Below are 22669 nucleotides of genomic sequence, written 5' to 3' on the forward strand. Positions count from 1 at the left end.
ATACTCAAGTCCAAAAATCAGATTATCTTGCAAGGTCCGCCAGGTACAGGTAAGACAAGGCTTGCCAAAGCTTTGGCAGTCAGCTTATTAGCTTTAAAAGATATGGATGGTTTGAAAGATTCTCCAAACTGCCAAATCATCCAATTTCATCCCAGTTATACTTATGAAGATTTTGTGCGTGGCATTGTCGCTGTGCCGCATGATAATGGCATCCAGTACCAAGCTCAAGATAAGATTTTGGCGAAGATGGCAGCGATGGCGGCAGCCAACCCAAGTCAAAATCATGTCCTAATCATTGATGAAATTAACCGCGCCAATTTGTCTGCCGTACTTGGCGAGCTGATTTATGCGCTTGAGTATCGCGGTGAGGCGGTCGAGTCGATGTATGAGGTCGATGGTAGCCGAACCATCATGCTGCCGCCAAATCTGTATGTGATTGGTACGATGAATACCGCTGATCGCAGCGTGGGTCATATTGATTATGCCATCCGTCGGCGATTTGCTTTTGTGGATGTCTTGCCGACCGATTTATCTGACGAACTTGGTGATGAGTTTGCCAAGGCTTGCTATGACTCAGTCCAAAAGATTTTTGATGAAGAGACTTCAGGGGATTTTGACAAACGCGATGTGCAGCTTGGACATGCTTACTTCATAACCGATAAGATGGATATTCAGACACGCCTAGATTATGAGATCAGGCCCATTTTATATGAATATCTCAAAGATGGTGTGCTAAAGCCATCCGCCAAACAAAAAATCGATGAGCTAACCGCTTAATGGCGCTGCCAATGAGTTTACAACTTAAAATACTTGGATATGATAAAAATTCGTCTAAGAGAACATGAGCTAGTAACAATTGGCTCAAAAATCGTATCTACCGACTATGCGCTGCCGTCAGAGATTTACGAATCTTTGAGCGTGGCTAAGCCTAGGCGAATTTTTGCAAATGTCAGCCCATTTAGCCTGACTAAGGATGATGACAAGGGCGTTTATCACCTGCAAGCGGGTTATTATATCGGTGCAGATTGGCTTGTCGAAAATGGCGCCTTTGTCTATGTTGAGCCTAAGATCAATATTGGGCGCATCCACCACTTTGAAAAAGCGGTGGAGCAATTGGGTGATGCAGATCCGCCCACTCAAGATTCATCAAGCCAGGCGATGTTTTATGAAGTGGATATCATAAAAATGCTGACAAAGATCTGTGAAGAACCCGAAGCGGTCAAGCATATCGATTCGCTATTGTTCATTGATTGGCACAGTCCGCAGATAGAGCTTGAACAAAAATCAGACATTTTGACGCCATTTTTGATCGCGCAGTTTTTGGGCGTGCTCAAAAATATCGTCAAAAAGGCTTAAAAAAATCCTATCATCAAACCCAAGAAAATCTGAGCGGTAAAATGAAAGGCAGGCTTTTGGTTGCCAAGCACATCCAAAACAATGTGATCAAAAATCATATGATCAAAAATTTGTGCGAATATCCTGCTTTTGACATCAATATTCCTGAAAATCAGTTTTTGAAGTATGTTTTAAGGGTTTGTGATCGCTACCTTGAGGGTATCGGCAGTGCGTCTGGCAGCCAAGACATGCGGCAATTATTGAATTTTTGCCGAGCGGCTTTTGAGCAGGTGAGCGACCAAATCAAGGTCAAGATCCCAAAACATCGTCGGCAAAATGCCTTTTTTAAAGATTATCAGCAAGCGATCGAATTGGGTGAATGTATTTTAAAGCGTTTTGGGTATCAGCCATCGGTCGATGAGGCACATCAAAAGACGCCGCCGTTTTGGATTGATATGCCCAAGTTATTTGAGCTGTATGTGTACACTAAGATGCTAAAAACTCATCAATCTGCCAAGCTGATTTATCAGTTTGGCACGTATGGCAATGTCTTGGATTTTTTGATCGCTGATGGCGAGCATTCACTGATTATTGATGCTAAATATAAATTAAAATACCATCATAGCCTGATCCACCAAGACATTCGCCAAGTGTGTGGCTATGCGCGGCTAAATAAAGTGCGCCAAATAGCCAAAGTGTCAGACGATCAGCACATACGGTGTTTGATCATTTATCCTGTCATTGATTCATCAAAAAGTCAGCTTGATTTGAGTGATCAGACGCCAATTCATGGCTATTATAAAGTCTTTAAATTGGGCTTGGCTTTACCAATCACGCCTAAGGTTTTGCCTGCTTAGATGTGATTGGTAAATGTTAAAGTGATGGCTTAATCAGCGTTTTTATCAAAATCTGGCACCTGCATGCCCCAATTGGCATAAAACTGCGCCACAAATTCATCAAAGCGATTATTTTCAATGGCTTGGCGAATGTCAGCCATCAGGCGCTGATAGTAGCGCAGATTATGAATCGTTGCCAGTTGCGCAGAAAGCATCTCTTTACATTTGTGCAGATGGTAAAGATAAGCACGGCTGAAATTTTGGCAAGTGTAGCAGTCGCAATGCTCATCAAGCGGTGCTGTGTCGGTGCGATACTGACTGTTTTTGATGCGAATCACACCTTTATTGTCGCTATTACCAGTAACAAAATAATGCCCATTTCTGGCGTTTCGAGTCGGCATCACGCAGTCAAACATATCCACACCGCGACGCACCGCTTCGACGATGTCGGCAGGCTTGCCCACGCCCATCAGATAGCGCGGCTTATCATGAGGCATGGCATTTGGCAGATAGTTGAGCACTTTGATCATTTCTTCTTTGGGTTCGCCGACCGACAGACCGCCAATGGCATAGCCATCAAACGGCATCTTAAGCAGCCCATCTAGCGACTGCATGCGCAAGTCTTGATACATACTGCCTTGGATAATGCCAAATAGGGCGTTTTTATTGCCTAGGCGCTGATGCTCATCGATGCAGCGCTGACCCCAGCGCAGTGACAGCTCGAGCGATTTTTTGGCGTCTTCATGCGTGGCAGGATAGGGCGTACACTCATCAAACTGCATGACGATGTCAGAATTTAGATCGTTTTGAATTTGCATGGAAGTTTCAGGCGACAAAAATACTTTTGCGCCATCAACGGGTGAGCGAAAAGCCACACCTTCTTCGGTGATTTTACGCATCGCACCCAAACTAAAGACCTGAAAGCCGCCTGAGTCGGTCAAGATGGGCTTATTCCACCCCATAAAGTCATGCAAGCCACCAAATTCACGAACCACTTCCATGCCAGGGCGCAGCCACAGATGGAAAGTATTTCCAAGAATAATGTCTGCGCCGATGCCCTCAATGTCGCGTGGCAGCATACCTTTGACCGTGCCATAAGTGCCTACAGGCATAAAAGCGGGCGTTTGTACCTCGCCATGTGCCAAGCTGACTGTGCCGCGGCGTGCGTGGTTGTTACCGCCGTCGGTATTATGTAGGGTAAATTTCATAAGTCTCAAATCTGTCTTTATTGATCAAAACCGATTATTTTATCATAAAACTTACTTTGATAACATGGACTTGTTATGAATTTGTTGGGCTTAGTGGTCAGTATATTTACCTATCTTGATGATGTTTGTCGTTCAAGAAACATCGCATCACCATAGCTGAAGAATCGATACTGATGTTCGATGGCATGATTATAAGCATCTTTGATGGCTTGGGTGCCGGCAAATGCTGAGACCAGCATGAGTAGCGTCGATTTGGGCAGGTGAAAATTGGTAATCAAACAGTCCACCACGCCAAACTCATACGGGGGATAAATAAAAATTTGGGTATCGCCTGAAAACTCGACCAATTCACCGTCTATTCGATGTAGATGCGCTGTCTCAAGCGTCCGTGTCACCGTCGTCCCCACGGCGACGATGCGACCGCCCGCTACTTTTGTGGCATTAATCAGCGCTGCGGTAGGGGTAGGCAGATGGGCGTACTCAGCATGCATGATGTGGTCGGTTAAGTTATCCACCTTAACCGGAGCAAAAGTGCCAGAACCGACATGCAAAGTCACAAAAGCAATTTGAACGCCTTTTTGTCTAAGCTGTGTGAGCAGCGCCTCATCAAAATGCAAGCTCGCTGTGGGCGCTGCGACACTGGCAGATTTGTCAGGATCATGGAATACAGTCTGATATCGCTCGTCATCTTTTTCGTCAGCTTTTCGCTCAAAATAAGGCGGAATGGGCATTTGACCGTATTTATCCAGATCAGCCAAAATGGGCGACTCAAAGCTTAAAATAAATAAATTGTCTTGGCGACCCATCACGGTGGCACGCATTTGATCGTCGGCAAGGCTCAGCACCTGACCTGCTTTTGGTGAACGGCTTGAGCGCACATGGCACAAGGCTTGATTGGCAGGCGCGCCAGCCTCATCGGGCAAAATACGCTCAACCAGCACCTCAACTGCACCGCCTGTTTGCTTTTGACCATGCAGGCGAGCTTTGATGACCTTGGTGTCATTGAGCACCAACAAATCACCAGGGTTTAATAACTTAATCAGATCGCCAAAATGCAGATCTTGGCAGGTGCGATCACTGACATGTAACAGGCGGGAGCTGGTACGATTTTCTAAAGGATAGCGCGCGATCAAAGATTCTGGCAGGTGATAATCATAGTCGCTGAGTAAAAGGGGCTTTGTTTGCTGTGTCATGGCTTAGGGGGTAATAATTAGTCAATGCGCATTTTAACAAACTTTGAGCATATTCTCTAGCGGCTGATTAAGCATAAGGACTGTCTGCGTGATGGCTGCTTGACTTTATGCCACACTATAACTGTGCTAAAATGCCCCAGTGATCAGATAATAATAGTTATCAAAAAGTGATTTAATTAATAAAGCCAGTATGGCGGTGACATATGTTTGAATTATTTAAAAAGAAAAAACCAACCTCCAGCGCCGTGCAAGCGGTCATTGATGACATGACGCTCTACGGACACCCTTTTACAAAATATATTGAAAAAATGAATCTGACCGATGGCAAGGTGTTGGATCTACAAATGCGCATTGCAGAATCTGATGATACCGCTGAGCTTGAGCAGCAGTATCACACACTTCAAAAGCGGCTATACCCGCTGGGCATCGAGGAGGTGAATATCAATGTGACTGTCACCTCAAAGGATGGCAGCTTGGCTAATACCCATGACCACACCGCGCAGCCTAATCTGGTAAAAACCCATCACCCCACCAAAAACGCCGATACCATCCCCGCTCACCATGATGAGCCTGCACCTACGAAGGCGGCAACTAAGCAGTCGCAGCTGAGTGCCCATCCGCGCATCAAGCATATCATCGCAGTGGCTTCGGGTAAGGGCGGCGTCGGTAAATCAACCACGACAGTGAATTTGGCATTAGCACTTCAAAAGATGGGTAAGCGCGTCGGTATCTTAGATGCTGATATTTATGGACCGTCGATTCCGACCATGCTGGGCGTAGCCTCGGCAAAACCTGAAGTTGAAAATGATCAATTTATACCTATCGATGCCCATGGCTTAGCCGTACTTTCGATTGGTAATTTGATCGAAGCTGAAAATACACCGATTGCATGGCGGGGCATTAAGGCCACTGGCGCACTGATGCAGCTATACAATCAAACCAACTGGCCGCAGCTGGATTATTTGCTCATTGATATGCCGCCGGGTACGGGCGATATTCAGCTGACACTGGCACAGCGCATTCCTTTGACGGGCGCGGTTGTCGTCACGACGCCGCAGCATATTGCACTGCTGGATGCCAAAAAGGGCGTGGAGATGTTTCGTAAAACAGACATTGCCGTTTTGGGCATTATAGAAAATATGGCGCTGCACACTTGTTCAAATTGTGGTCATACCGAGGCGATTTTTGGCGTTGGCGGCGGTGATGAAATGGCAAAAGCCTATGGCGTGCCTTTGCTTGGACAATTGCCACTGGACGCCGCTATCCGCGCGGCGATGGATAATGGTAACACAGATGAGCTGACTGGTGCTGATTTTTCTCGGCACTATGAGCATATCGCCAAGCTGCTTGACGAGCGCGCAGGACAATTTACCAAAAAGTCCAGTGAGCGATTTTTTTAATCCAAATAATCCAAAGTATGAGCTTGGCGGTTATTAACCAATCAAAAAGATGCTTGTGATAAGCATCTTTTTGATTGGTGAAATTATGGGCAAAGGGCGTTAATGATGTTTTGATTGGTGGTGTCATCAAACGCCAAAGTGGGATTGGTACAATCAACAGAAATACCAAGCGGATGCGCTGCTGCACGGCGTTCAAAAAAATACAGTGTGCTGTGTTTGATGGCTGGATTATTGGCATCTGTCTGAGTATTGCCCTTATCTAGTACCACGAACTGAAAAACTTGTGGTTTGACATACGACCATGGACGAAACCAGGTGGTTTTTTCTACTTTGGCGACGACAACGCTTTGGTCGGGCAGTTTGGCGATGGTATCATTTGCCCAAGTATATTCGGTATATACCTGAAAGCCGATCATCCCCAATCCTGCAGCCGCAGGTACGATCCATTTTGGCGTGCGCTTATAAAACAAGCGTATCGGCATGACAAGACCTGCTAATAAAAAGCCGCTAAAGATGGTCGCCAAAATTTCCCAAAACATCATGGTTGGTATATCCTTTATGCCTGTATAAAATATGTAATTTTATGTAGTAAAATATTATGAATAAGTATTATAGACAACTACGAATCAAAATGCCATAAAAATTATCATAATATGACAACGATAGCCAGTACTTCTAACTCAATTAAAAAATCGCCCAGGACTCTGAGCGATTTTTTTTGTGGAGGGGTGGATTAGTGATCAATCGCGCCGCCTGCACCTTTTGGATAACGAACACTTTCAACCAAGTCTTGAACTTCTTTAGGTGGTGGATTACCCATTGACGATACAGCGATTGCAACAATAAAGTTAATCACAGCGCCAATCGCACCAAATGATAGTGGAGAGATGCCCAAGATCCAGTTAGCTTCTACGTTCTCAAAGGTGTTTGTGCCTGGAATGAAGAACCAGCCCATGTACAAGAACACATAGATACATGTTGCGCTCAAGCCTGCAATCATACCTGCGGTTGCACCTGTTGAATTGACGCGTTTTGAGAAGATACCCATCATCAATGCTGGGAATAAGCTTGATGCGGCGATACCGAAGGCTACAGCAACAACCTGTGCAGCAAATCCTGGCGGATTCATACCCAAATAAGTCGCAACCACAATCGCAATCGTCATCGAGATACGCGCTGCCATGAGCTCGCCTTTATCGGTAATGTCAGGTTTAATGGTTTTCTTGATAAGGTCATGTGAGATGGCTGATGAGATCGCCAACAACAGACCTGCGGCAGTAGATAGTGCAGCTGCCAAACCACCTGCTGCGATCAAACCGATGACCCAGCTTGGTAGATTTGCAATTTCAGGGTTAGCAAGTACCAAGATGTCATTGTTCACAGTCAGCTCATTACCTTGCCAACCTTTTTCAGTCGTGGCAGCTGCTGCGTATTCTTCGTTTTTGTCATTGTAGTACTGGATCAAACCATCGCCGTTTTTGTCTTCATATTTCAAAAGACCAGTAGTTTCCCAGTTCTTCATCCACTCTGGACGTGCTTCGTATGACAATGCTGGCTGATCAAGTCCTTGTGGATAAACCGTATTAATGATGTTTAGGCGTGCCATAGAACCCACTGCAGGTGCTGTGGTGTATAGCAAGGCAATAAAGATCAATGTCCAACCTGCCGAAATACGCGCGTCTGATACCTTAGGTACAGTAAAAAAGCGGATGATAACGTGTGGCAAGCCAGCAGTACCAATCATCAATGACATGGTCAACAAGAACATGTTGAGCTTATTTGGTACATCAGCAGTGTACTGAGCGAAGCCAAGGTCGGTGACTAGCATATCAAGCTTCTGTAGAATTGGCATGCCTGTATTGACATCATTACCGAACATACCTAGCTGAGGTAACGGGTTACCAGTCAGGTTTAAAGAAATAAAGATGGCAGGAATGATATAAGCAATCATCAATACGCAGTACTGAGCAACCTGGGTGTAGGTAATACCTTTCATGCCCCCAAGAACCGCATAGAAAAGAACCACAATCGCCGCGATGATCAGACCTGTGTTACTATCAACTTCTAAGAAGCGAGAAAAAGCAACGCCTGCACCAGTCATCTGACCAATAACATAAGTGGTACACGCCATGATCAAGCAGACAACCGCGACCAAGCGAGCAGCTTTACTATAGAAACGATCCCCAATAAAGTCAGGCACGGTGAATTTACCAAACTTACGCAAATACGGCGCAAGCAGCAAGGCTAACAGAACAAAACCGCCAGTCCAGCCCATCAAGTAGGCAGAAGCAGCATAGCCGCCCATGGCAAGCATACCTGCCATTGAGATGAATGACGCCGCACTCATCCAGTCAGCAGCAGTCGCCATTCCATTGACAACTGGGTGTACGCCACCACCTGCTACATAAAATTCTTTGGTGGAGCCTGCACGCGCCCAAATCGCAATACCGAAGTACAGCGCGAACGACAAACCAACAAAGATGATGTTAATCCAAAACTGACTCATGGGTTAGTCCTCCTTGACCCCAAAGCGTTCTTCTAGCTTGTTCATTTGCCATGAATAAAAGAAAATCAGAACAATAAAGAACAAAATTGAACCTTGTTGCCCAAACCAAAAGCCCAAGTCAGCACCGCCGAATTGGATGCCTGCAAGCATTGGTCTGAGCCAAATGGCAAAGCCATGTGAAACAAGTGCCCAAATAATTAAACAGATAGTAATGATTCGGACGTTGGCTGCCCAATATCCGCTGGTATCATGATGTTGATGTTCATGTTGTGACATAGATCACTCCTTATCAAAGGAGCAGGGTATGGCGTATCATCAATGTGACGTGTGAGCTAATCCCTGCTTACAATTTTCCTTTTTGTAACCTGATTTGGTGATGATAAAACTAGCCAATTGACAGTTTGCTAGACAAATCAGATGGTCATAGCATAGCACAACTTTCATCAATTGCAATATCTGTGTATAAATTTTTTACAAAAAGTTTCTACTGTGTGGCTAAGTTTATCTCAAATTTATCCTTGTAAAATCTTTAAATTTATTAAGTAGTACAAGCAGTTCGCCAATTAATAAAAATAATTATCAAAATATAATGAATCTTATTTACATTAAAAAAATAATTGATTATAATTCTGCAATTGTTACAGTTTTATCACTTTTGATCACTGTTATTTACAAATTGCTTACTCAAAACCCCCATCTTGAGGTTTAACGATGACACACTCTTTGATATTGCATAAAAAAACCTGCTCAAAAAAGTATCTTTTATCGATACTTGTGCCGCTTTTGATGGCTCAAACTTCACAAGCCTATGCTAATGAGGTAGCTGAAGAGGAGCTTTTAGAAGTTCAGCTACAAGCCGATACCGTGATCTCGACTGCCGCTGCCACTCGACCTGTAGGTCAAACGGTCGTCAGCGATGAGCAGATCTCTCGTAATATGGTCGCTGATAGCCGCGATCTGGTGAGATATGAGACGGGTGTTTCGGTCGTAGAAACAGGGCGATTTGGATCAAGTGGCTATGCCATACGCGGCGTCGATGAAAACCGCGTGGCGATTATGGTTGATGGTCTGCGTCAGGCAGAGACTTTGGCGTCTCAAGGGTTTAAAGAGCTGTTTGAGGGTTATGGAAATTTTAATAATACTAGAAATGGTGTGGAATTTGAACATATCAAAAAAGCAACCATCAAAAAGGGTGCAGACTCGGTCACTGCTGACAGCGGCGCTTTGGGCGGCGCGGTGATTTTTGAAACCAAAGAAGCCAAGGATTATTTGAATGACAAAGATTGGCATGTGGGTCTAAAAACAGGCTATTCTAGTGTCGATGACCAAAAAATGGGCAGCGCAACTTTGGCAGGGCGTTTGGGTAATTTTGATGCGCTGCTGATCGCGACACACAGAGACAAAAACGAAACCAAAAATCACGGCTATGATGACTACGACGCCAGCGTGCAGGGCAGAACACGCGAAAAGCCTGATCCTTATGATATCACCCAAAAAAGCACGCTCTTAAAACTGGGCTATACTGCCAATGACAGTCATCGTTTTGGCATCAGTTTGGATGACACAAAACGCCGATCTCAAGGTCATGATTTTTCTTATACTTTAAAATATTCACCGCTGATAGACCATGAGGAGGTGGAGCTTCGCCATACGGATGATGAAACCAAGCGTAAGGCTGTGTCAGTATTTTATACCAACAGCTCGCCAACTCTTTTTTGGGATGAAGCTTCGGTGCGTTTGACAAAGCAAGACATCACCAACACAGCTCGCACGGATGATTATTGTGATGGCGAGCATTGTCAAGCGGTAAGTAACCCTCTAGGGCTTAAGCTAAAAGACGGTAAAGTGGTGGACAAAAATGGCAACCCATTGGTGATACAAGCTGGTGAAAATGGGAATGTTGAGCTTTTGGCGAATGGCGAGGTATATCAAGATTTTGACAGCAAGCGAGTGGATCAGTTTTGGTTTGATTGTGATTTATTTGATTGTAACAGTCCGATTGAGGCTTATGAAGCGCAGTATAATAAATTCATCGATACCATCAAGCTTGATTTAGATCGCAAACGCACCGATCCCAACACTGGCAAGACTTACGCAACGACATCAAAATTTTCAAATAAAATCTTGATGCCATTCCCGGGCAGTCCAGGCTATTTGAGCAACTTATATTCTGAGCGTGAGTTGAATTCTGAAACAAAACAAATCAACCTTGACTTCAAAAAATGGGTGGGCGGCAGTGATTTATCACATGACATCCGCTATGGCGGACACTACGATACGACCGAAAAATCCATGGTCAATCAAGCAGGCTCAAATGCTTGGTCATCTGAATGGTGGTCTGACAAAACTTTGGGCTGGGATTTGAGTGACAACCTACGCACATGCCAAAACTCTTCTTCATTCAATAGTCAGCTGTGCCCAACACAAAGCATGTTTTCATTCTTAATTCCGGTTAAGACCAAAGACGGCTCTTTGTATGTTAATGACACCATCTCTATGGGTGGGCGGATGAAGCTGGATTTGGGATATCGTTATAATCGCATCAAATATCAGCCAAATTATGTGCCCGGTCAAACTGCCAAAATTCCAGATGATATGGTGAAGGGCTTGTTTGTTCCCTTGCCAGAAAATAATGTCGGTGAAGCACCTAAATATTGGGATTATAATTCAGGGTTTAGTGATCCAAAATATTTGGCAGATCTTAAGGCGTATCAAGCCAAAAAAGACGCTTATGAAGCGGCAGTCAAAGCAAATCCTGATCAAAACATTGCCTATATTTCACAAAACAAAACCCATTCACAGCATTCATACGCGATCGCGCCTTCGTTTGATTTGACTGATCATCTGACTGTACAAGCCAAATATTCCAAAGGCTTCAGAATGCCGACGGCGGATGAGATGTATTTTACCTTCAGACATCCTGACATCACCATTAAGCCAAATGTGGATCTAAAACCTGAAATTGCCAAAACCAAAGAACTGGTCTTAACCGCGCATGGCAAATACGGCTTTATTTCAGGCAGTGTGTTTGAGACCAAGTACACAGATTTTATTGATTTTGTTTTTCAAGGCTTGGAAGATATTGAAAAAAACAGCGCCAGAAGATGGCCGATTTATCAAAGCATCAACCGCCAAAGCGCCAAAGCAGAAGGCGTGGAAATCAATGCGCTACTTCATGCAGGTGATCTGATTCCTGCTATCAAAGGGGTAAATTTTAGCTATAAGATGACACATCAAAAAGGGCGTGCTGATGGCGATATTCCGATGAATGCCATTCAGCCTGATACATCGGTGTTTGGGATTGGCTATGATGCGCAAAATGAAAAATTTGGCGCCAATTTATACATCACACGCGTGAGTGCCAAAAACGCTGAAGATACTTACAATCTGTTTTGGCGAGAAGAAGGGGCAAAAGACAGCACGCTCACATGGAGAAGTGAAGGCTATACGACAGTTGATTTGACAGGGTATTATAAGCCTACCAAAAACATCACCTTGCAAGCAGGCGCGTATAATTTGACAGATGAAAAATACATGACTTGGGATTCGGCGCGCTCAATTCGACCATTTGGCACCAGTAATATGATTGATAAGCAAACCGATAAGGGCATCAATCGCTTCTTGGCGCCTGGGCGTAACTTCAAGGTGAGTTTGGAGTATGTGTTTTGATTAACTAAGCTAGTCAACAGGTCTATTAACCAAAACCACCTAAGATAGCATCTTGGGTGGTTTATGATTTTAATGATGCGTGTGATCGTCATTAATCAGCTTGCACTAAAAAAACCTTTGGTCTGCCAAAGGTTTTTTAAATTATAAATCAAGTAACTAAGACGAACTGCCAAGCTGAATCTTAGGCTCAACCACCAGTGCATCAGGATCGCCAGCCACACGCTCACGCTTGACAAATAAGAAGAATGCCGCAGTGGTCACCACAGTCAGACCGATGCCAATGTACACAGACAGCTGATAATCCAGACCAAAGCCAATCTTATTATACGCTAAGAAAGTATAACACGCAGCCGTCATAAAGATGGCAGGAATGGTGCAAATCCAGTGCATCTTACGATAGCGATACAGATAGCCTGCCGCTGTCCACAGCATGACGACGGCGACGGTTTGGTTTGCCCAGCTAAAATAGCGCCATAGAATCTGAAAGTCCACTTTTGAAACGGCAAAGCCGATCACAAATAATGGAATGGCAATGAAAAGACGCTTCATCAAGGTGCGCTGTTCCATATTGAAAAATTCAGCGATGATCAAGCGCGCGGCACGAAATGCGGTATCGCCTGAAGTGATGGGCAAGATCACCACCCCCAGTACCGCAAATACGCCACCAATGGCGCCTAAGAAATAAATGGAGCTGTCATAAACGACTTTTGATGGCGAGCCTGCCGCAATGGCTTCTTGAAGCGATACCAAATCTGGATAAAATGACATGCCAACAGCACACCAAACCAATGCAATGATCCCTTCAGCAATCATAGCGCCATAAAAAATAAAGCGACCTTCAGATTCATTCATGGCACAGCGAGCCATCAGCGGTGTCTGTGTGGCATGGAAGCCAGACAGTGCGCCGCAAGTGATGGTTAAAAATAGTAAAGGCCAAATTGGCAAATCACCTTTGGGCTGTAAGTTTGACATGAATTTTTCAACCGACAATCCGTCAATAGAGCCAAAGAAGCTGACAGAGCCTGAGCCCAGATGATTACTGACCAAGCCATACATCATGCCAAGTGACATAAATAGCAAAAGTCCGCCAAAAAATGGATAAACGCGTCCAATGATTTTGTCAATCGGCAATAAGGTGGCGATGATGTAATACCCAAAAATCACTGTCGTCCACGCAATCAAAATCCCTTCTTTGGTCATCCCAAAGGCAGTCGCAGCCGCTGCGGTGTCCGTACTGGCTACTTGGGCGCTACCGCTGCCAAAGACATCCAATGTAATCGTACTAAGTAGCTGAGCGGGACTTGCAACAAACACCACGCCAACTAGTACAAGCAAAACGACCGCCAAGACATTAATAAATGCTTTGATCGGCGCACCAAGATATTTGCCTGTCAAATAGGGCATGGAAGCGCCGCCATTACGCACAGACAGCATACCACACATATAATCATGTACCGCACCTGCAAAAATACAGCCAAGTACAATCCAAAGCATTGCCACAGGACCATACAATGCGCCTAAAATAGGACCAAAAATAGGACCAGTGCCAGCGATATTTAGCAGCTGAATCAACCAAATTTTGGTTTTTGACATGGGTACATAGTCCACGCCATCTGCCATTGTGTAGGCGGGGGTATTTTTGTTTGGGTTAATGACGAAAATTTTTTCGACAACTTTACCGTAAACAAAGTAGCCAACCAACAAAACGGCGACACAAAAAAAGAACCATAACATGAAAAATCATCCAAACTGATGGGCGATTGCCTAATAATTAAAGTCGCCAGATTCCACAGGCGATCCAAGTTAAAACTTTAAATAACATAGCGAAATTTATTTGTATTGTAAAGCAAATTATGTGTTTTTTATCTATTTGTATGTATATTTTTTAATTGACATAGTTTTATCAATATCTAAGTGATCAATGTATCTAAGTTATTGATGCTCACAAAAACTTATAAAGAGTGATACCATTCAATCAAAACAATTTATAAGCTATTCTGAGAATAATTATGATATGATGATAAAGATAAAATTAGCCAATTAAAAAAGATAATGTTATGAAAAAGCAGCTTACCTGCATTGCATTGATAGGACTGTCACTACCTGCTTTAGCGGATAGTTTTTGGAATCATAATGGATCAATTATGCGTTTGCAGGCGTATGGCAATGATCGAGTTTTTAGCTACGAAGTACCAACCAATCGTATGGTTGGTGCAGGTGCGGCGCCTGGGACAATATTATTTGATGGCGTGCGACAGGGTAATAAATATTATGGTACAGCTCGTGTGTTCTCAAAATACTGTGCGGTGCCAATTGAGTATTCTGTAATTGGCACTGTTGTTACAGAGCGTAAGGTCGTTTTGCGTGGTACACGTGAGAGTTATGCGGCAGGCTGTCGTCCAACGGGTCGCTATACCACTGATGTGCTTGAATTTAATTATATAGGCAATAGTTACTGAGATAATTTGCAGTCAAAAAAGCAAACATTTTTTTTGTTTGCTTTTCTGTTTTGAGTTGACAAAAAATTACCCACCATTACGGCAGATAATTCTTATCAAATTATGACTTACTCATAGTTTTCAATGCTTGGGCATGAACAAATGAGATTTTTATCACCATAGACATCGTCGACGCGTCCCACCGATGGCCAGAACTTGTGCGCTTTGATGTAGTCTAGTGGGAAAGCGGCTTCTTCTCGGCTATACGGACGATTCCACTCGCCAGTGATGACAGCTTGGGTGTGTGGTGCGTTCACCAGTGGGTTATTGTCCAGACTCCAACCGTCCTGACCTGCCTGAACTTTTAAGGCTTCTTGCTTAATTTGCTTTAATGCACTGATAAAGCGATCAAGCTCAGCTTTGCTCTCAGATTCAGTCGGCTCAATCATCAGCGTGCCCGCCACAGGGAATGACATGGTCGGCGCATGAAAACCATAATCCATCAAGCGCTTAGCAATGTCAGTCTCAGAGATGCCTGTTTCTGCCTTCAATGGGCGGATGTCGATGATGCATTCGTGCGCGACACGACCATTTTTACCAGTATATAAAACTGGATAATCTTCGCTAAGCTTGGTGGCGATATAGTTGGCATTGAGTAGTGCTTGTTTGGTTGCTGCTAACAGACCATCACGACCCATCATGGTAATGTACATCCATGAAATTGGTAAAATACTTGCCGAACCATAAGGTGCCGCCGATACCGCTGATTGCTCAGATTGGGCATTGAACACAGGAGCGACGCTGTGACTTGAGATGAATGGTGCTAAGTGTGATTTTAGTCCAATCGGACCCATGCCGGGACCGCCGCCACCATGTGGAATACAGAAGGTTTTGTGTAGGTTCATGTGTAGTACATCTGCACCGACATCGGCTGGCTGCATGATACCCACTTGCGCATTCATGTTGGCGCCGTCCATATAGACTTGTCCGCCATGCGCATGAATCATGTCGCAAATATCACGAATGCCTTCTTCAAAGACGCCATGCGTCGAAGGATAAGTGATCATCAAGGCGCCCAGTTTATCGCTGTGCTCATCGCATTTGGCTTTTAGATCATCAATATCCACATTACCATTATCATCAGTTGCAACCACAACCACTTTCATGCCCATCATCTGAGCAGTGGCAGGGTTAGTGCCGTGCGCTGAACGAGGAATCAGGCAGACATCACGCTCAGTTTGACCCAAGCTTTCATGATAACGGCGAATGGCGAGCAAGCCGGCATATTCGCCAGAAGCGCCTGAATTTGGCTGCATGGAGATTTCATCAAACCCTGTGATGGCTTTGAGCTGGGTTTGTAGGCTGTCGATCATCTCGATATAGCCCTCGGTATCGCTTTTGGGTGCAAAAGGATGCACACCTGCAAACTCGCTCCAAGTAATCGGCAGCATCTCGCTGGTAGCGTTCAGCTTCATCGTGCATGAACCCAGCGAAATCATTGAGCGATTCATGGCAAGGTCTTTATCTTCAAGCGACTTCAGATAGCGAAGCATCTGATGCTCGGTGTGATGGCTGTTAAAGACAGGGTGGGTTAAGATCTCATCTTGTCTTAATAGATCACCTAATTGAACCTGCACAGCATCAAGACTGCCGTTGGCGCCAAAGATTTGGCAAAGCTCATCAAATTCGACTTCGTCGGTCAGCTCATGAAAAGAAACCGAAATACCGCCATTGGTATGCTGCCATAGGTTATAGCCTTTATCTTTGGCAGCTTTATAAATCGCTTCTGCTTGATCGCCGCACTCAACCAATACCGTATCAAAAAATACATCATGACGAACTGCCAGACCAGCTTTCTTAACCGACTCAGCAAAGGCAGTCGCTAAGGCGTGGATGCGCGTAGCAATACGCTTAAGGCCTACAGGTCCGTGATAGACGGCGTACATACCTGCCAAATTGGCAAGTAAGACTTGAGAGGTGCAGATGTTTGAATTGGCTTTCTCGCGGCGGATATGCTGCTCACGCGTCTGAAGCGCCATACGAAGCGCGGTGTTACCTTGAGCATCTTTAGAAACGCCGATGATACGACCAGGCGCGGAGCGTTTGTCTTTATCTTTAAAAGCAAAGTAAGCCGCGTGTGGACCACCAAAGCCCATCGGAATACCAAAACGCTGTGTACTACCCAAAGCAATGTCAGCGCCCATATCGGCAGGGGATTTGAGTAGCACTAAGCTCATGATGTCACTTGCGACAATCGCATAAGCGCCTTTTTGTTTGACTGATGCGATGATAGAGCTTAGATCAAGCACGTCGCCGTCTTTACCGACATATTGGAAAAACGCGCCAAAAAATTCGTCATTTTGCGCAGTATCAAAGTCGCCTACCACAACCTCAAAGCCAAAATATTTGGCGCGAGTTTGAATAACATCTAAGGTTTGCGGATAAGTGCGCTCATCCACAAAAAATTGGTTTGATTTTGATTTGCTGACACGCTTAGCCATCGCCATCGCTTCGGCAGCAGCCGTCGCTTCATCCAGTAGGCTTGCGCCTGCCAAGTCCATGCCTGTCAGATCAATACATACTTGCTGAAAGTTTAACAACGCTTCTAGGCGACCTTGAGCAATCTCAGCTTGATACGGCGTGTAGGCAGTGTACCAGCCTGGATTTTCTAGCACATTGCGCTGAATGACAGCAGGTAGGCGCGCAGGCGAGTAACCTTGACCGATATAGCTTTTGGCGACGGTGATTTTGTCTGCCATTTTGCGCAGTTTTGCCAAAGCATTGTGTTCACTCATCGCCGTTGGCAAGTCCAAATCCTTATTCAGGCGTACCGCCTTAGGCACCACGGCATCAATAAAGCTGTCTAGATCATCAAAGCCAACTGTTTTTAATAAATCTTGTTGCTCACTTTCATCTTTGCCAAGATGGCGATGCACAAAGGCATTTTCATAAAATAATTCAGAAAAATTGTTAAAAGTCATGGTCATTCCTCGTGATAAAATCCAAAACTCAGCGTTTAAATTGATTAGCCATCAGACAGTTCAATAAAGCCCAATGGCTAATCAATTTAAACAAGGGCAAAATGCACTTTTGCCCTTGTTTACTAAGGCATATGCTTATAGTGAGTTTTCGTACTCATCGCTGGTCATCAAGCCATCATAATCGGCAGGATTGGCAGGCTTGATTTTAAAGAACCAAGCTTTGCCGTATGGGTCTTCGTTAGCAAGCTCTGGGTTATCCACCAGCTCTTCGTTGATTTCTACGATTTCTCCAGAGATGGGTGCGTAGACATCCGAAGCGGCTTTGACCGATTCAACCACTGCGATTTCTTCATCTGCAGTCACTTCACGGCCCACTTCAGGCAGCTCAACAAATACCACATCGCCAAGTGCATCTTGGGCATGGTCAGTGATGCCAACAGTGATGGTGCCGTCTGCTTCTAGGCGTAGCCATTCGTGGCTGGCAACGTATTTTAAATCGCTTGGAATATTACTCATAAAAACTCCGTTAGGGTTGGGGTAAAAAATTAATTATAGGGTATGTATTGAAAAATTTGCCATTTTCCAATAGCTATTCGGTCGTGGTTGATAAAATTTGCAGTGCATGCCAAAGGCATAAAGCTCTCTTTTTAGTAAAAACTCATGAGTAAGAAAGGTATCTTTCATTGATTTTTCTGTGTCAATATGAATGGTTTCAACAGGATTGCCAATGCCCACCGTTTTAAAATGATCCAAAACAAATTGATTGGCAAGTAATGTCCCTTCCATATCATCATCACCAACCCCCAGATAGGGTTTAACAAGATTTAAGAATGGTGCAACTTGTAAGTCTTGATTATTTAAAGTCTTGGCAGCACTCTCACAAAGCTCAAAAGTCGCCTTTTCATCAGCCAAAGTTTTAAAGACGGGTGTGTCAGCCAAAGCTGACATAGATACCATGCTTAATAATAAACCGATTGCCAGTTTTTTCATAATCATAACCTTATTTAAAATCCACCCAAAAGCACTCACCACAGCAAAACTTTTGGGTGTTATCATCAATCAAACTGCTTTTGACCATTACGTACAAAAGGTAGTTTAAGCACGCGCACATCCACTTCTTTGCCACGCATGATGACTTTGGCAGTATCGCCTGTAAAATCGACTGGCACACGAGCGATGGCGATAGATTGCTTTAAGCTTGGGCTAAAGACACCGCTTGTGGTGATGCCATCGCCTTTATCGGTAACGACGGTCATACCATCACGCAGCACACCACCTTTGCCTGTTTGTAAAAGCCCAACTTGCTTGACTGTGACACCGTTATTTTTTAGGGCGGTTAGGGCAGATTTGCCCACAAACTCACGCTCGCCATTTTTAAGATCCACTGTCCAAGCCATACCCGCTTCTAGCGGACTGGTCTCATCGTCCATATCATTACCATATAGGTTCATGCCTGCTTCCATACGCAGTGTATCGCGAGCGCCCAAGCCGCAAGGCTGCACCCCGACATCTGCTAAAGCTTTAAAAAATGCTTCTGCTTGATCGGCGGGTAGGATCACTTCTACGCCATCTTCGCCTGTATAGCCTGTGCGAGCCACAAACCACTCATCACCCATATCTGCACCGACAAATGGCTTGAGTCCATTCACAGTCTCCGCCCATTCAGATTTGACAGTCAGTAGCTTTTCGATGGCTTGTGGACCTTGGATAGCAATCATCGCCAGCTCATAGCGCGGCGTAATAGTTACACCAAATGCTTCACCGATTTTGGCAAATTGAGCGGAGTCTTTTTCACGAGTGGCGCCATTTGACACGATGCGATAAGCGGTTTCATCTTCATTCATCAGATAGACGATTAAGTCATCAATGACGCCGCCGTTATCGTTTAGCATGGCTGAATACAGTGCTTTGCCCACAAAACCTAACTTAGCGACATCATTGGCAAGTAATTTTTGAAAGAAAGCTTTGGCTTGATCGCCAGTGACATCAGTTACCAGCATGTGAGAGACATCAAACATGCCTGCGTCGGTGCGCACGGCTTCATGTTCGACGATCTGAGAGCCATAATTGACAGGCAGCTCCCAACCGCCAAAGTCGATTAATTTGCCACCAAAGGCAAGATGGGCATCATAAAGAGGGGTGCGTTGTGGAGCGGTCATGGTCAATTCCTTAGCCTGATTGAGTGCAAAATAATGGGGTATTATCCTTAGAATAATACCTAAAATAAGCACCCCATCTGTCCTTTGACCTGAGATTTTCAATGATTTTGTATGAAATGATTTGGCATACAGTCATCATTTTCTTCCCTTCGGTAGGTGAATTTCACCATTCTCCAGATTGTGTTGGCAAGTATTTGCCGAGATTTTCAGTCCTGTGACCTGAGCGATTATGGGGAATGCGTGCCAAGCTGCACGACAGTTTGCGCCTTCGGTGGTATTTTGAAAACGTCCTGTTCAAAATACACTCTCCTGAAAATCAAAACACCCTTATTATGAAAAATAATGCTACAATTTACAAGTGAAATTTTGAGCTTTTTAAAAATAATTGGCAAAATACATTGGGCTGACTCAAAATGATTCCTGTGAATCAGCAATATCATAAAAGCTCATATGATTAATTGTATATATTAACATTTTATTAAGGAATTTTGAATGCACTGCGATGTTTATAAATTTCCAAAAAACGAAGGCTGGTATGTGTATATCGCACGTCCTGATTACCCGAATGACACCCAAGAGCTCAAAGACTGGCTGGGTGTTTTACCGACGGCGATGCGCGCTAAGCTTGGCTTGGGTCAGTTTGTAATGCATTTAGACTTGGCATCAAGACAAACACTGGCTCAAGCAGACATCGAGCAGGTTAAAGCTAAGCTTAATGAGCAGGGCTATTATATTCAAGCGCCGCCATCAGAGATGCTCGCTGCTCAAGCACTGATGAAGGCTAAAGAAGCTCAAGATAAGAAATTTGATTGAGTTTAACAATTTGATTTTTCATCAGATTTTTAAATATCACCAATTTTAACAACATTTTTATGCTTGAATTATTAAAAAGCGTGTTAAAATAAATCAATTTTATTTTTGGTCAAAATCAATGAATTGGTTAAAAGATTTACCGCTTGAGCAAATCGGTGAAGCGCTGTCAGGCTTTTTTAGCTTTTGGGGTCGACTGACGGAGGGTGTGCCTGCAGGTCAGTTACCGCTCATCGTTTATGTCGTCTGCTGTGGATTGGTGCTGCTTTTATGGCTAGTTATTATGCGCCTGATACCCCGACCTTTTAAGGGGATTAGTTTGGTCGTCTTGGCAGCGGTCATGTTCGCACCAGGACAAGCAGCAGGGGATACAGGTGAGATTGCGCCTGCGATGATTGGGGTATTTCATGCCATATTGATGAAGGATTTTGGTGCCGCGCTTGGGGCAACGGTGCCGATTTTTGCGGTGCTCGCCGCTTTATTGGTCGTGGGTGCAGCTTGGCAGATGGCTCGGGGTGCGATTGCGGCTAATGCTGAAAAAGAAGCGCAGGCGCTGCACATCCAGCAGCAAAAGCGACTACTGGATTCTGACCGATCGAACTAAGATAAGTATGACAAAAAAGCTGCTTTCGGCGGCTTTTTTCATGGCTATTTTTAATGATTGATGCACTGAGCTAAAATTAATGCTTATTAATGGTGTAGCACATCAACGTCCAATAAAGATGCCATCAACCCTTCAAAAGTTAATTTTAGCTTGAATGTTTTAAAATTTGGTGTATAATATGCGCCTTGTGACTATTATATCAGCTCACATCTCCTTGCTATCATCATAAGATGGTGGCTGTTTTAATCCGTAGGGAGTCCTTATGAGACATTATGAAGTGGTGCTACTGGTTCATCCAGATCAAAGCAACCAAGTTGCCGACATGGTAACCAAATACCGTACTTTGGTAGAAGATAATGGCGGCTCAAACCACCGTCTAGAAGATTGGGGTCGTCGTCAATTGGCGTATCCAATCAATAAGATTCACAAAGCACACTATGTTTTGTTAAACATTGAGTGTAACGAAGAAACTTTGGCTCAGCTTGAAGAGCTGTTCAAATATAACGATGCCATCATCCGTAGCCTAGTTATCCGTCGCGACTCTGCCATCACTGAGCAATCACCATTGGCGAAGGAAGCAGAAGATAAGCGCACTCGTAAAGCTAACCGCCGTAATGACGTTCGCACCGAGCAAGGTGAGAACGACGCTGACAGCGATAACTAATTAAGGAGATTTCATCATGGCACGTTTCTATCGTCGTCGTAAATTCTGCCGTTTCACCGCTGAAGGCATCACTCACATCGACTATAAAGATGTTGAACTTTTGAAGCAATATATCAGTGAAAATGGCAAAATCGTTCCTAGCCGTATTACTGGTACTTCAAACAAATATCAGCGTCAGCTAGCAGTTGCCATCAAACAAGCTCGTTATTTGGCACTATTGCCATATACCGACAACCACAAGTAATTAACGGAGAAAAATCATGCAAGTTATTCTATTACAGCGTGTCGTTAATCTTGGTAAACTTGGCGAGACTGTTGATGTTAAAGCGGGTTACGGTCGTAACTACCTAATCCCACAAGGTAAAGCATTGCCTGCAACTGAAGCTAATTTGGCTAAGTTTGAAGCTCGCCGTGCTGAGCTTGAAGCCTTGGAAGCTGAAGAATTGGCAGCGGCTAATGCACGTGCTGAAGCATTGACTGATGTTAATGTGATCATGCGTGCTAAGTCTGGTGATGAAGGCAAGCTATTTGGTTCTATCGGTGCTCGCGATATCGCTGATGCATTGACAAAATCTGGCTTGGAAGTTGATCGCTCAGAAGTTAAGATGCCTGAAGGTGCTTTCCGTCAAGTTGGCGAGTATAAAGTGACTATCCAGTTGCATCATGATGTCAGCGCTGACATCGTTGTGACCATCTTGTCAGAAGATGCACCAACCGCTGAAGAAGACGATAACGAATAATTGTTAAAATTTTTGGTTATCCACAAACCCCTAAAGGTCATACTTTAGGGGTTTTGTATTATCATGGTTAGACTGCCGAAATTGTATAGCCTTTTACTGCTTGAATACTCAGTTTAATGAATAAAA

Annotated in this window: 21 protein-coding genes and 2 riboswitches; of the genes, 11 read left to right on the forward strand and 10 right to left on the reverse strand. The window is 44.3% G+C overall.

What is annotated here, in order from left to right:
• Nucleotides 1-27 precede the first annotated feature (27 nt).
• From B0180_RS03135 to B0180_RS03145, 3 genes are read left to right on the forward strand one after another with little or no spacing between them, the layout of a single operon-like run.
• Complete coding sequence (locus B0180_RS03135; RefSeq protein ID WP_233424906.1) at nucleotides 28-777, forward strand: McrB family protein; 750 nt, start codon at nucleotides 28-30, stop codon at nucleotides 775-777.
• Nucleotides 778-816: 39 nt separating this feature from the next.
• Nucleotides 817-1356 carry a hypothetical protein gene (locus B0180_RS03140; protein ID WP_078255621.1) on the forward strand — a complete coding sequence of 180 codons (540 nt, stop codon included), beginning with the start codon at nucleotides 817-819 and terminating at the stop codon, nucleotides 1354-1356.
• Complete coding sequence (locus tag B0180_RS03145) at nucleotides 1302-2192, forward strand: McrC family protein (RefSeq protein ID WP_233424916.1); 891 nt, start codon at nucleotides 1302-1304, stop codon at nucleotides 2190-2192. The genes B0180_RS03140 and B0180_RS03145 overlap by 55 nt, the downstream gene beginning before the upstream one ends.
• Nucleotides 2193-2221: 29 nt before the next feature.
• Here B0180_RS03145 and tgt read toward each other — a convergent pair whose 3' ends face one another.
• On the reverse strand, nucleotides 2222-3379 hold the full coding sequence (gene tgt / locus B0180_RS03150) for a tRNA guanosine(34) transglycosylase Tgt (protein WP_064611994.1): 1158 nt from the start codon (nucleotides 3377-3379) through the stop codon (nucleotides 2222-2224).
• Nucleotides 3380-3489: 110 nt separating this feature from the next.
• Nucleotides 3490-4572 (reverse strand): tRNA preQ1(34) S-adenosylmethionine ribosyltransferase-isomerase QueA, encoded by a 1083-nt coding sequence (gene queA / locus B0180_RS03155; protein ID WP_078255623.1) that lies wholly within the window; start codon nucleotides 4570-4572, stop codon nucleotides 3490-3492.
• Between the two features lie 203 nt (nucleotides 4573-4775).
• Here queA and B0180_RS03160 point away from each other — a divergent pair, with 203 nt between their 5' ends.
• The gene (locus tag B0180_RS03160) at nucleotides 4776-5972 is read left to right on the forward strand and encodes an Mrp/NBP35 family ATP-binding protein (RefSeq protein WP_078255624.1); all 1197 of its coding nucleotides are present in this window, start codon (nucleotides 4776-4778) and stop codon (nucleotides 5970-5972) included.
• 83 nt (nucleotides 5973-6055) lie between these two features.
• On the opposite strand, the gene B0180_RS03165 is transcribed toward B0180_RS03160, so the two are convergent.
• The 3 genes from B0180_RS03165 to B0180_RS03175 all read right to left on the reverse strand — a co-directional run bounded on the left by B0180_RS03165 (nucleotide 6056) and on the right by B0180_RS03175 (nucleotide 8754).
• Complete coding sequence (locus tag B0180_RS03165; RefSeq protein WP_049235686.1) at nucleotides 6056-6514, reverse strand: hypothetical protein; 459 nt, start codon at nucleotides 6512-6514, stop codon at nucleotides 6056-6058.
• A gap of 191 nt (nucleotides 6515-6705) precedes the next feature.
• Complete coding sequence (locus tag B0180_RS03170; RefSeq protein ID WP_078255625.1) at nucleotides 6706-8478, reverse strand: sodium:solute symporter family protein; 1773 nt, start codon at nucleotides 8476-8478, stop codon at nucleotides 6706-6708.
• Nucleotides 8479-8481: 3 nt separating this feature from the next.
• A complete protein-coding gene (locus B0180_RS03175; protein WP_049235688.1) occupies nucleotides 8482-8754 on the reverse strand; it encodes a DUF4212 domain-containing protein in 273 nt (90 codons plus the stop codon).
• Nucleotides 8755-9264: 510 nt separating this feature from the next.
• Between B0180_RS03175 and B0180_RS03180 the strand changes: the two genes are divergently transcribed.
• The gene (locus B0180_RS03180) at nucleotides 9265-12147 is read left to right on the forward strand and encodes a TonB-dependent hemoglobin/transferrin/lactoferrin family receptor (protein WP_233424907.1); all 2883 of its coding nucleotides are present in this window, start codon (nucleotides 9265-9267) and stop codon (nucleotides 12145-12147) included.
• Nucleotides 12148-12303: 156 nt separating this feature from the next.
• Here the strand turns inward: B0180_RS03180 and B0180_RS03185 are convergent, their stop codons facing one another.
• Nucleotides 12304-13881 carry a carbon starvation CstA family protein gene (locus B0180_RS03185; protein ID WP_078255627.1) on the reverse strand — a complete coding sequence of 526 codons (1578 nt, stop codon included), beginning with the start codon at nucleotides 13879-13881 and terminating at the stop codon, nucleotides 12304-12306.
• Nucleotides 13882-14204: 323 nt separating this feature from the next.
• Here B0180_RS03185 and B0180_RS03190 point away from each other — a divergent pair, with 323 nt between their 5' ends.
• On the forward strand, nucleotides 14205-14606 hold the full coding sequence (locus B0180_RS03190; protein WP_078255628.1) for a hypothetical protein: 402 nt from the start codon (nucleotides 14205-14207) through the stop codon (nucleotides 14604-14606).
• A gap of 107 nt (nucleotides 14607-14713) precedes the next feature.
• On the opposite strand, the gene gcvP is transcribed toward B0180_RS03190, so the two are convergent.
• The 4 genes from gcvP to gcvT form a co-directional block, all read right to left on the reverse strand.
• Complete coding sequence (gcvP, locus tag B0180_RS03195; protein WP_078255755.1) at nucleotides 14714-17566, reverse strand: aminomethyl-transferring glycine dehydrogenase; 2853 nt, start codon at nucleotides 17564-17566, stop codon at nucleotides 14714-14716.
• 135 nt (nucleotides 17567-17701) lie between these two features.
• Nucleotides 17702-18082: a glycine cleavage system protein GcvH gene (gcvH, locus tag B0180_RS03200; protein ID WP_078255629.1), complete on the reverse strand. Its 381-nt coding sequence runs from the start codon at nucleotides 18080-18082 to the stop codon at nucleotides 17702-17704.
• A gap of 33 nt (nucleotides 18083-18115) precedes the next feature.
• Nucleotides 18116-18595, reverse strand: a complete 480-nt coding sequence (locus B0180_RS03205; RefSeq protein WP_143821261.1) for a hypothetical protein — start codon at nucleotides 18593-18595, stop codon at nucleotides 18116-18118.
• 26 nt (nucleotides 18596-18621) lie between these two features.
• Entirely contained in the window at nucleotides 18622-19725 is a 1104-nt protein-coding gene (gene gcvT, locus B0180_RS03210; RefSeq protein ID WP_078255631.1) for a glycine cleavage system aminomethyltransferase GcvT, read from the reverse strand.
• 67 nt (nucleotides 19726-19792) lie between these two features.
• Nucleotides 19793-19912, reverse strand: a riboswitch (glycine riboswitch).
• Nucleotides 19913-19922: 10 nt separating this feature from the next.
• Nucleotides 19923-20047: riboswitch (glycine riboswitch) on the reverse strand.
• A 170-nt stretch (nucleotides 20048-20217) separates the two neighbouring features.
• On the opposite strand from gcvT, the gene B0180_RS03215 reads away from it, so the two are divergent.
• From B0180_RS03215 to rplI, 5 genes are all read left to right on the forward strand, one after another.
• The gene (locus B0180_RS03215) at nucleotides 20218-20538 is read left to right on the forward strand and encodes a YcgL domain-containing protein (RefSeq protein ID WP_078255632.1); all 321 of its coding nucleotides are present in this window, start codon (nucleotides 20218-20220) and stop codon (nucleotides 20536-20538) included.
• A 118-nt stretch (nucleotides 20539-20656) separates the two neighbouring features.
• Nucleotides 20657-21139 carry a hypothetical protein gene (locus B0180_RS03220; RefSeq protein ID WP_078255633.1) on the forward strand — a complete coding sequence of 161 codons (483 nt, stop codon included), beginning with the start codon at nucleotides 20657-20659 and terminating at the stop codon, nucleotides 21137-21139.
• 262 nt (nucleotides 21140-21401) lie between these two features.
• Nucleotides 21402-21803 carry a 30S ribosomal protein S6 gene (gene rpsF, locus B0180_RS03225; protein WP_049235695.1) on the forward strand — a complete coding sequence of 134 codons (402 nt, stop codon included), beginning with the start codon at nucleotides 21402-21404 and terminating at the stop codon, nucleotides 21801-21803.
• Between the two features lie 16 nt (nucleotides 21804-21819).
• The gene (gene rpsR / locus B0180_RS03230; protein WP_049235696.1) at nucleotides 21820-22047 is read left to right on the forward strand and encodes a 30S ribosomal protein S18; all 228 of its coding nucleotides are present in this window, start codon (nucleotides 21820-21822) and stop codon (nucleotides 22045-22047) included.
• A 16-nt stretch (nucleotides 22048-22063) separates the two neighbouring features.
• The gene (gene rplI / locus B0180_RS03235) at nucleotides 22064-22543 is read left to right on the forward strand and encodes a 50S ribosomal protein L9 (RefSeq protein WP_049235697.1); all 480 of its coding nucleotides are present in this window, start codon (nucleotides 22064-22066) and stop codon (nucleotides 22541-22543) included.
• Nucleotides 22544-22669: the final 126 nt, after the last annotated feature.

Origin of the sequence: Moraxella canis (genome assembly GCF_002014965.1) — a bacterium.
GTDB lineage: Bacteria > Pseudomonadota > Gammaproteobacteria > Pseudomonadales > Moraxellaceae > Moraxella > Moraxella canis.

Bases quoted from the DNA above. Each gene is read 5' to 3' on its own strand.
- gcvP (WP_078255755.1), bottom strand. From the start codon at position 17,566: ATGACTTTTAACAATTTTTCTGAATTATTTTATGAAAATGCCTTTGTG.
- tgt (WP_064611994.1), bottom strand. From the start codon at position 3,379: ATGAAATTTACCCTACATAATACCGACGGCGGTAACAACCACGCACGC.
- B0180_RS03175 (WP_049235688.1), bottom strand. From the start codon at position 8,754: ATGTCACAACATGAACATCAACATCATGATACCAGCGGATATTGGGCA.
- queA (WP_078255623.1), bottom strand. From the start codon at position 4,572: ATGACACAGCAAACAAAGCCCCTTTTACTCAGCGACTATGATTATCAC.
- B0180_RS03190 (WP_078255628.1), top strand. From the start codon at position 14,205: ATGAAAAAGCAGCTTACCTGCATTGCATTGATAGGACTGTCACTACCT.
- rplI (WP_049235697.1), top strand. From the start codon at position 22,064: ATGCAAGTTATTCTATTACAGCGTGTCGTTAATCTTGGTAAACTTGGC.
- B0180_RS03140 (WP_078255621.1), top strand. From the start codon at position 817: ATGATAAAAATTCGTCTAAGAGAACATGAGCTAGTAACAATTGGCTCA.
- B0180_RS03185 (WP_078255627.1), bottom strand. From the start codon at position 13,881: ATGTTATGGTTCTTTTTTTGTGTCGCCGTTTTGTTGGTTGGCTACTTT.
- B0180_RS03170 (WP_078255625.1), bottom strand. From the start codon at position 8,478: ATGAGTCAGTTTTGGATTAACATCATCTTTGTTGGTTTGTCGTTCGCG.
- B0180_RS03220 (WP_078255633.1), top strand. From the start codon at position 20,657: ATGAATTGGTTAAAAGATTTACCGCTTGAGCAAATCGGTGAAGCGCTG.
- B0180_RS03180 (WP_233424907.1), top strand. From the start codon at position 9,265: ATGGCTCAAACTTCACAAGCCTATGCTAATGAGGTAGCTGAAGAGGAG.
- B0180_RS03160 (WP_078255624.1), top strand. From the start codon at position 4,776: ATGTTTGAATTATTTAAAAAGAAAAAACCAACCTCCAGCGCCGTGCAA.
- B0180_RS03215 (WP_078255632.1), top strand. From the start codon at position 20,218: ATGCACTGCGATGTTTATAAATTTCCAAAAAACGAAGGCTGGTATGTG.
- B0180_RS03165 (WP_049235686.1), bottom strand. From the start codon at position 6,514: ATGATGTTTTGGGAAATTTTGGCGACCATCTTTAGCGGCTTTTTATTA.
- gcvH (WP_078255629.1), bottom strand. From the start codon at position 18,082: ATGAGTAATATTCCAAGCGATTTAAAATACGTTGCCAGCCACGAATGG.
- gcvT (WP_078255631.1), bottom strand. From the start codon at position 19,725: ATGACCGCTCCACAACGCACCCCTCTTTATGATGCCCATCTTGCCTTT.
- rpsR (WP_049235696.1), top strand. From the start codon at position 21,820: ATGGCACGTTTCTATCGTCGTCGTAAATTCTGCCGTTTCACCGCTGAA.
- rpsF (WP_049235695.1), top strand. From the start codon at position 21,402: ATGAGACATTATGAAGTGGTGCTACTGGTTCATCCAGATCAAAGCAAC.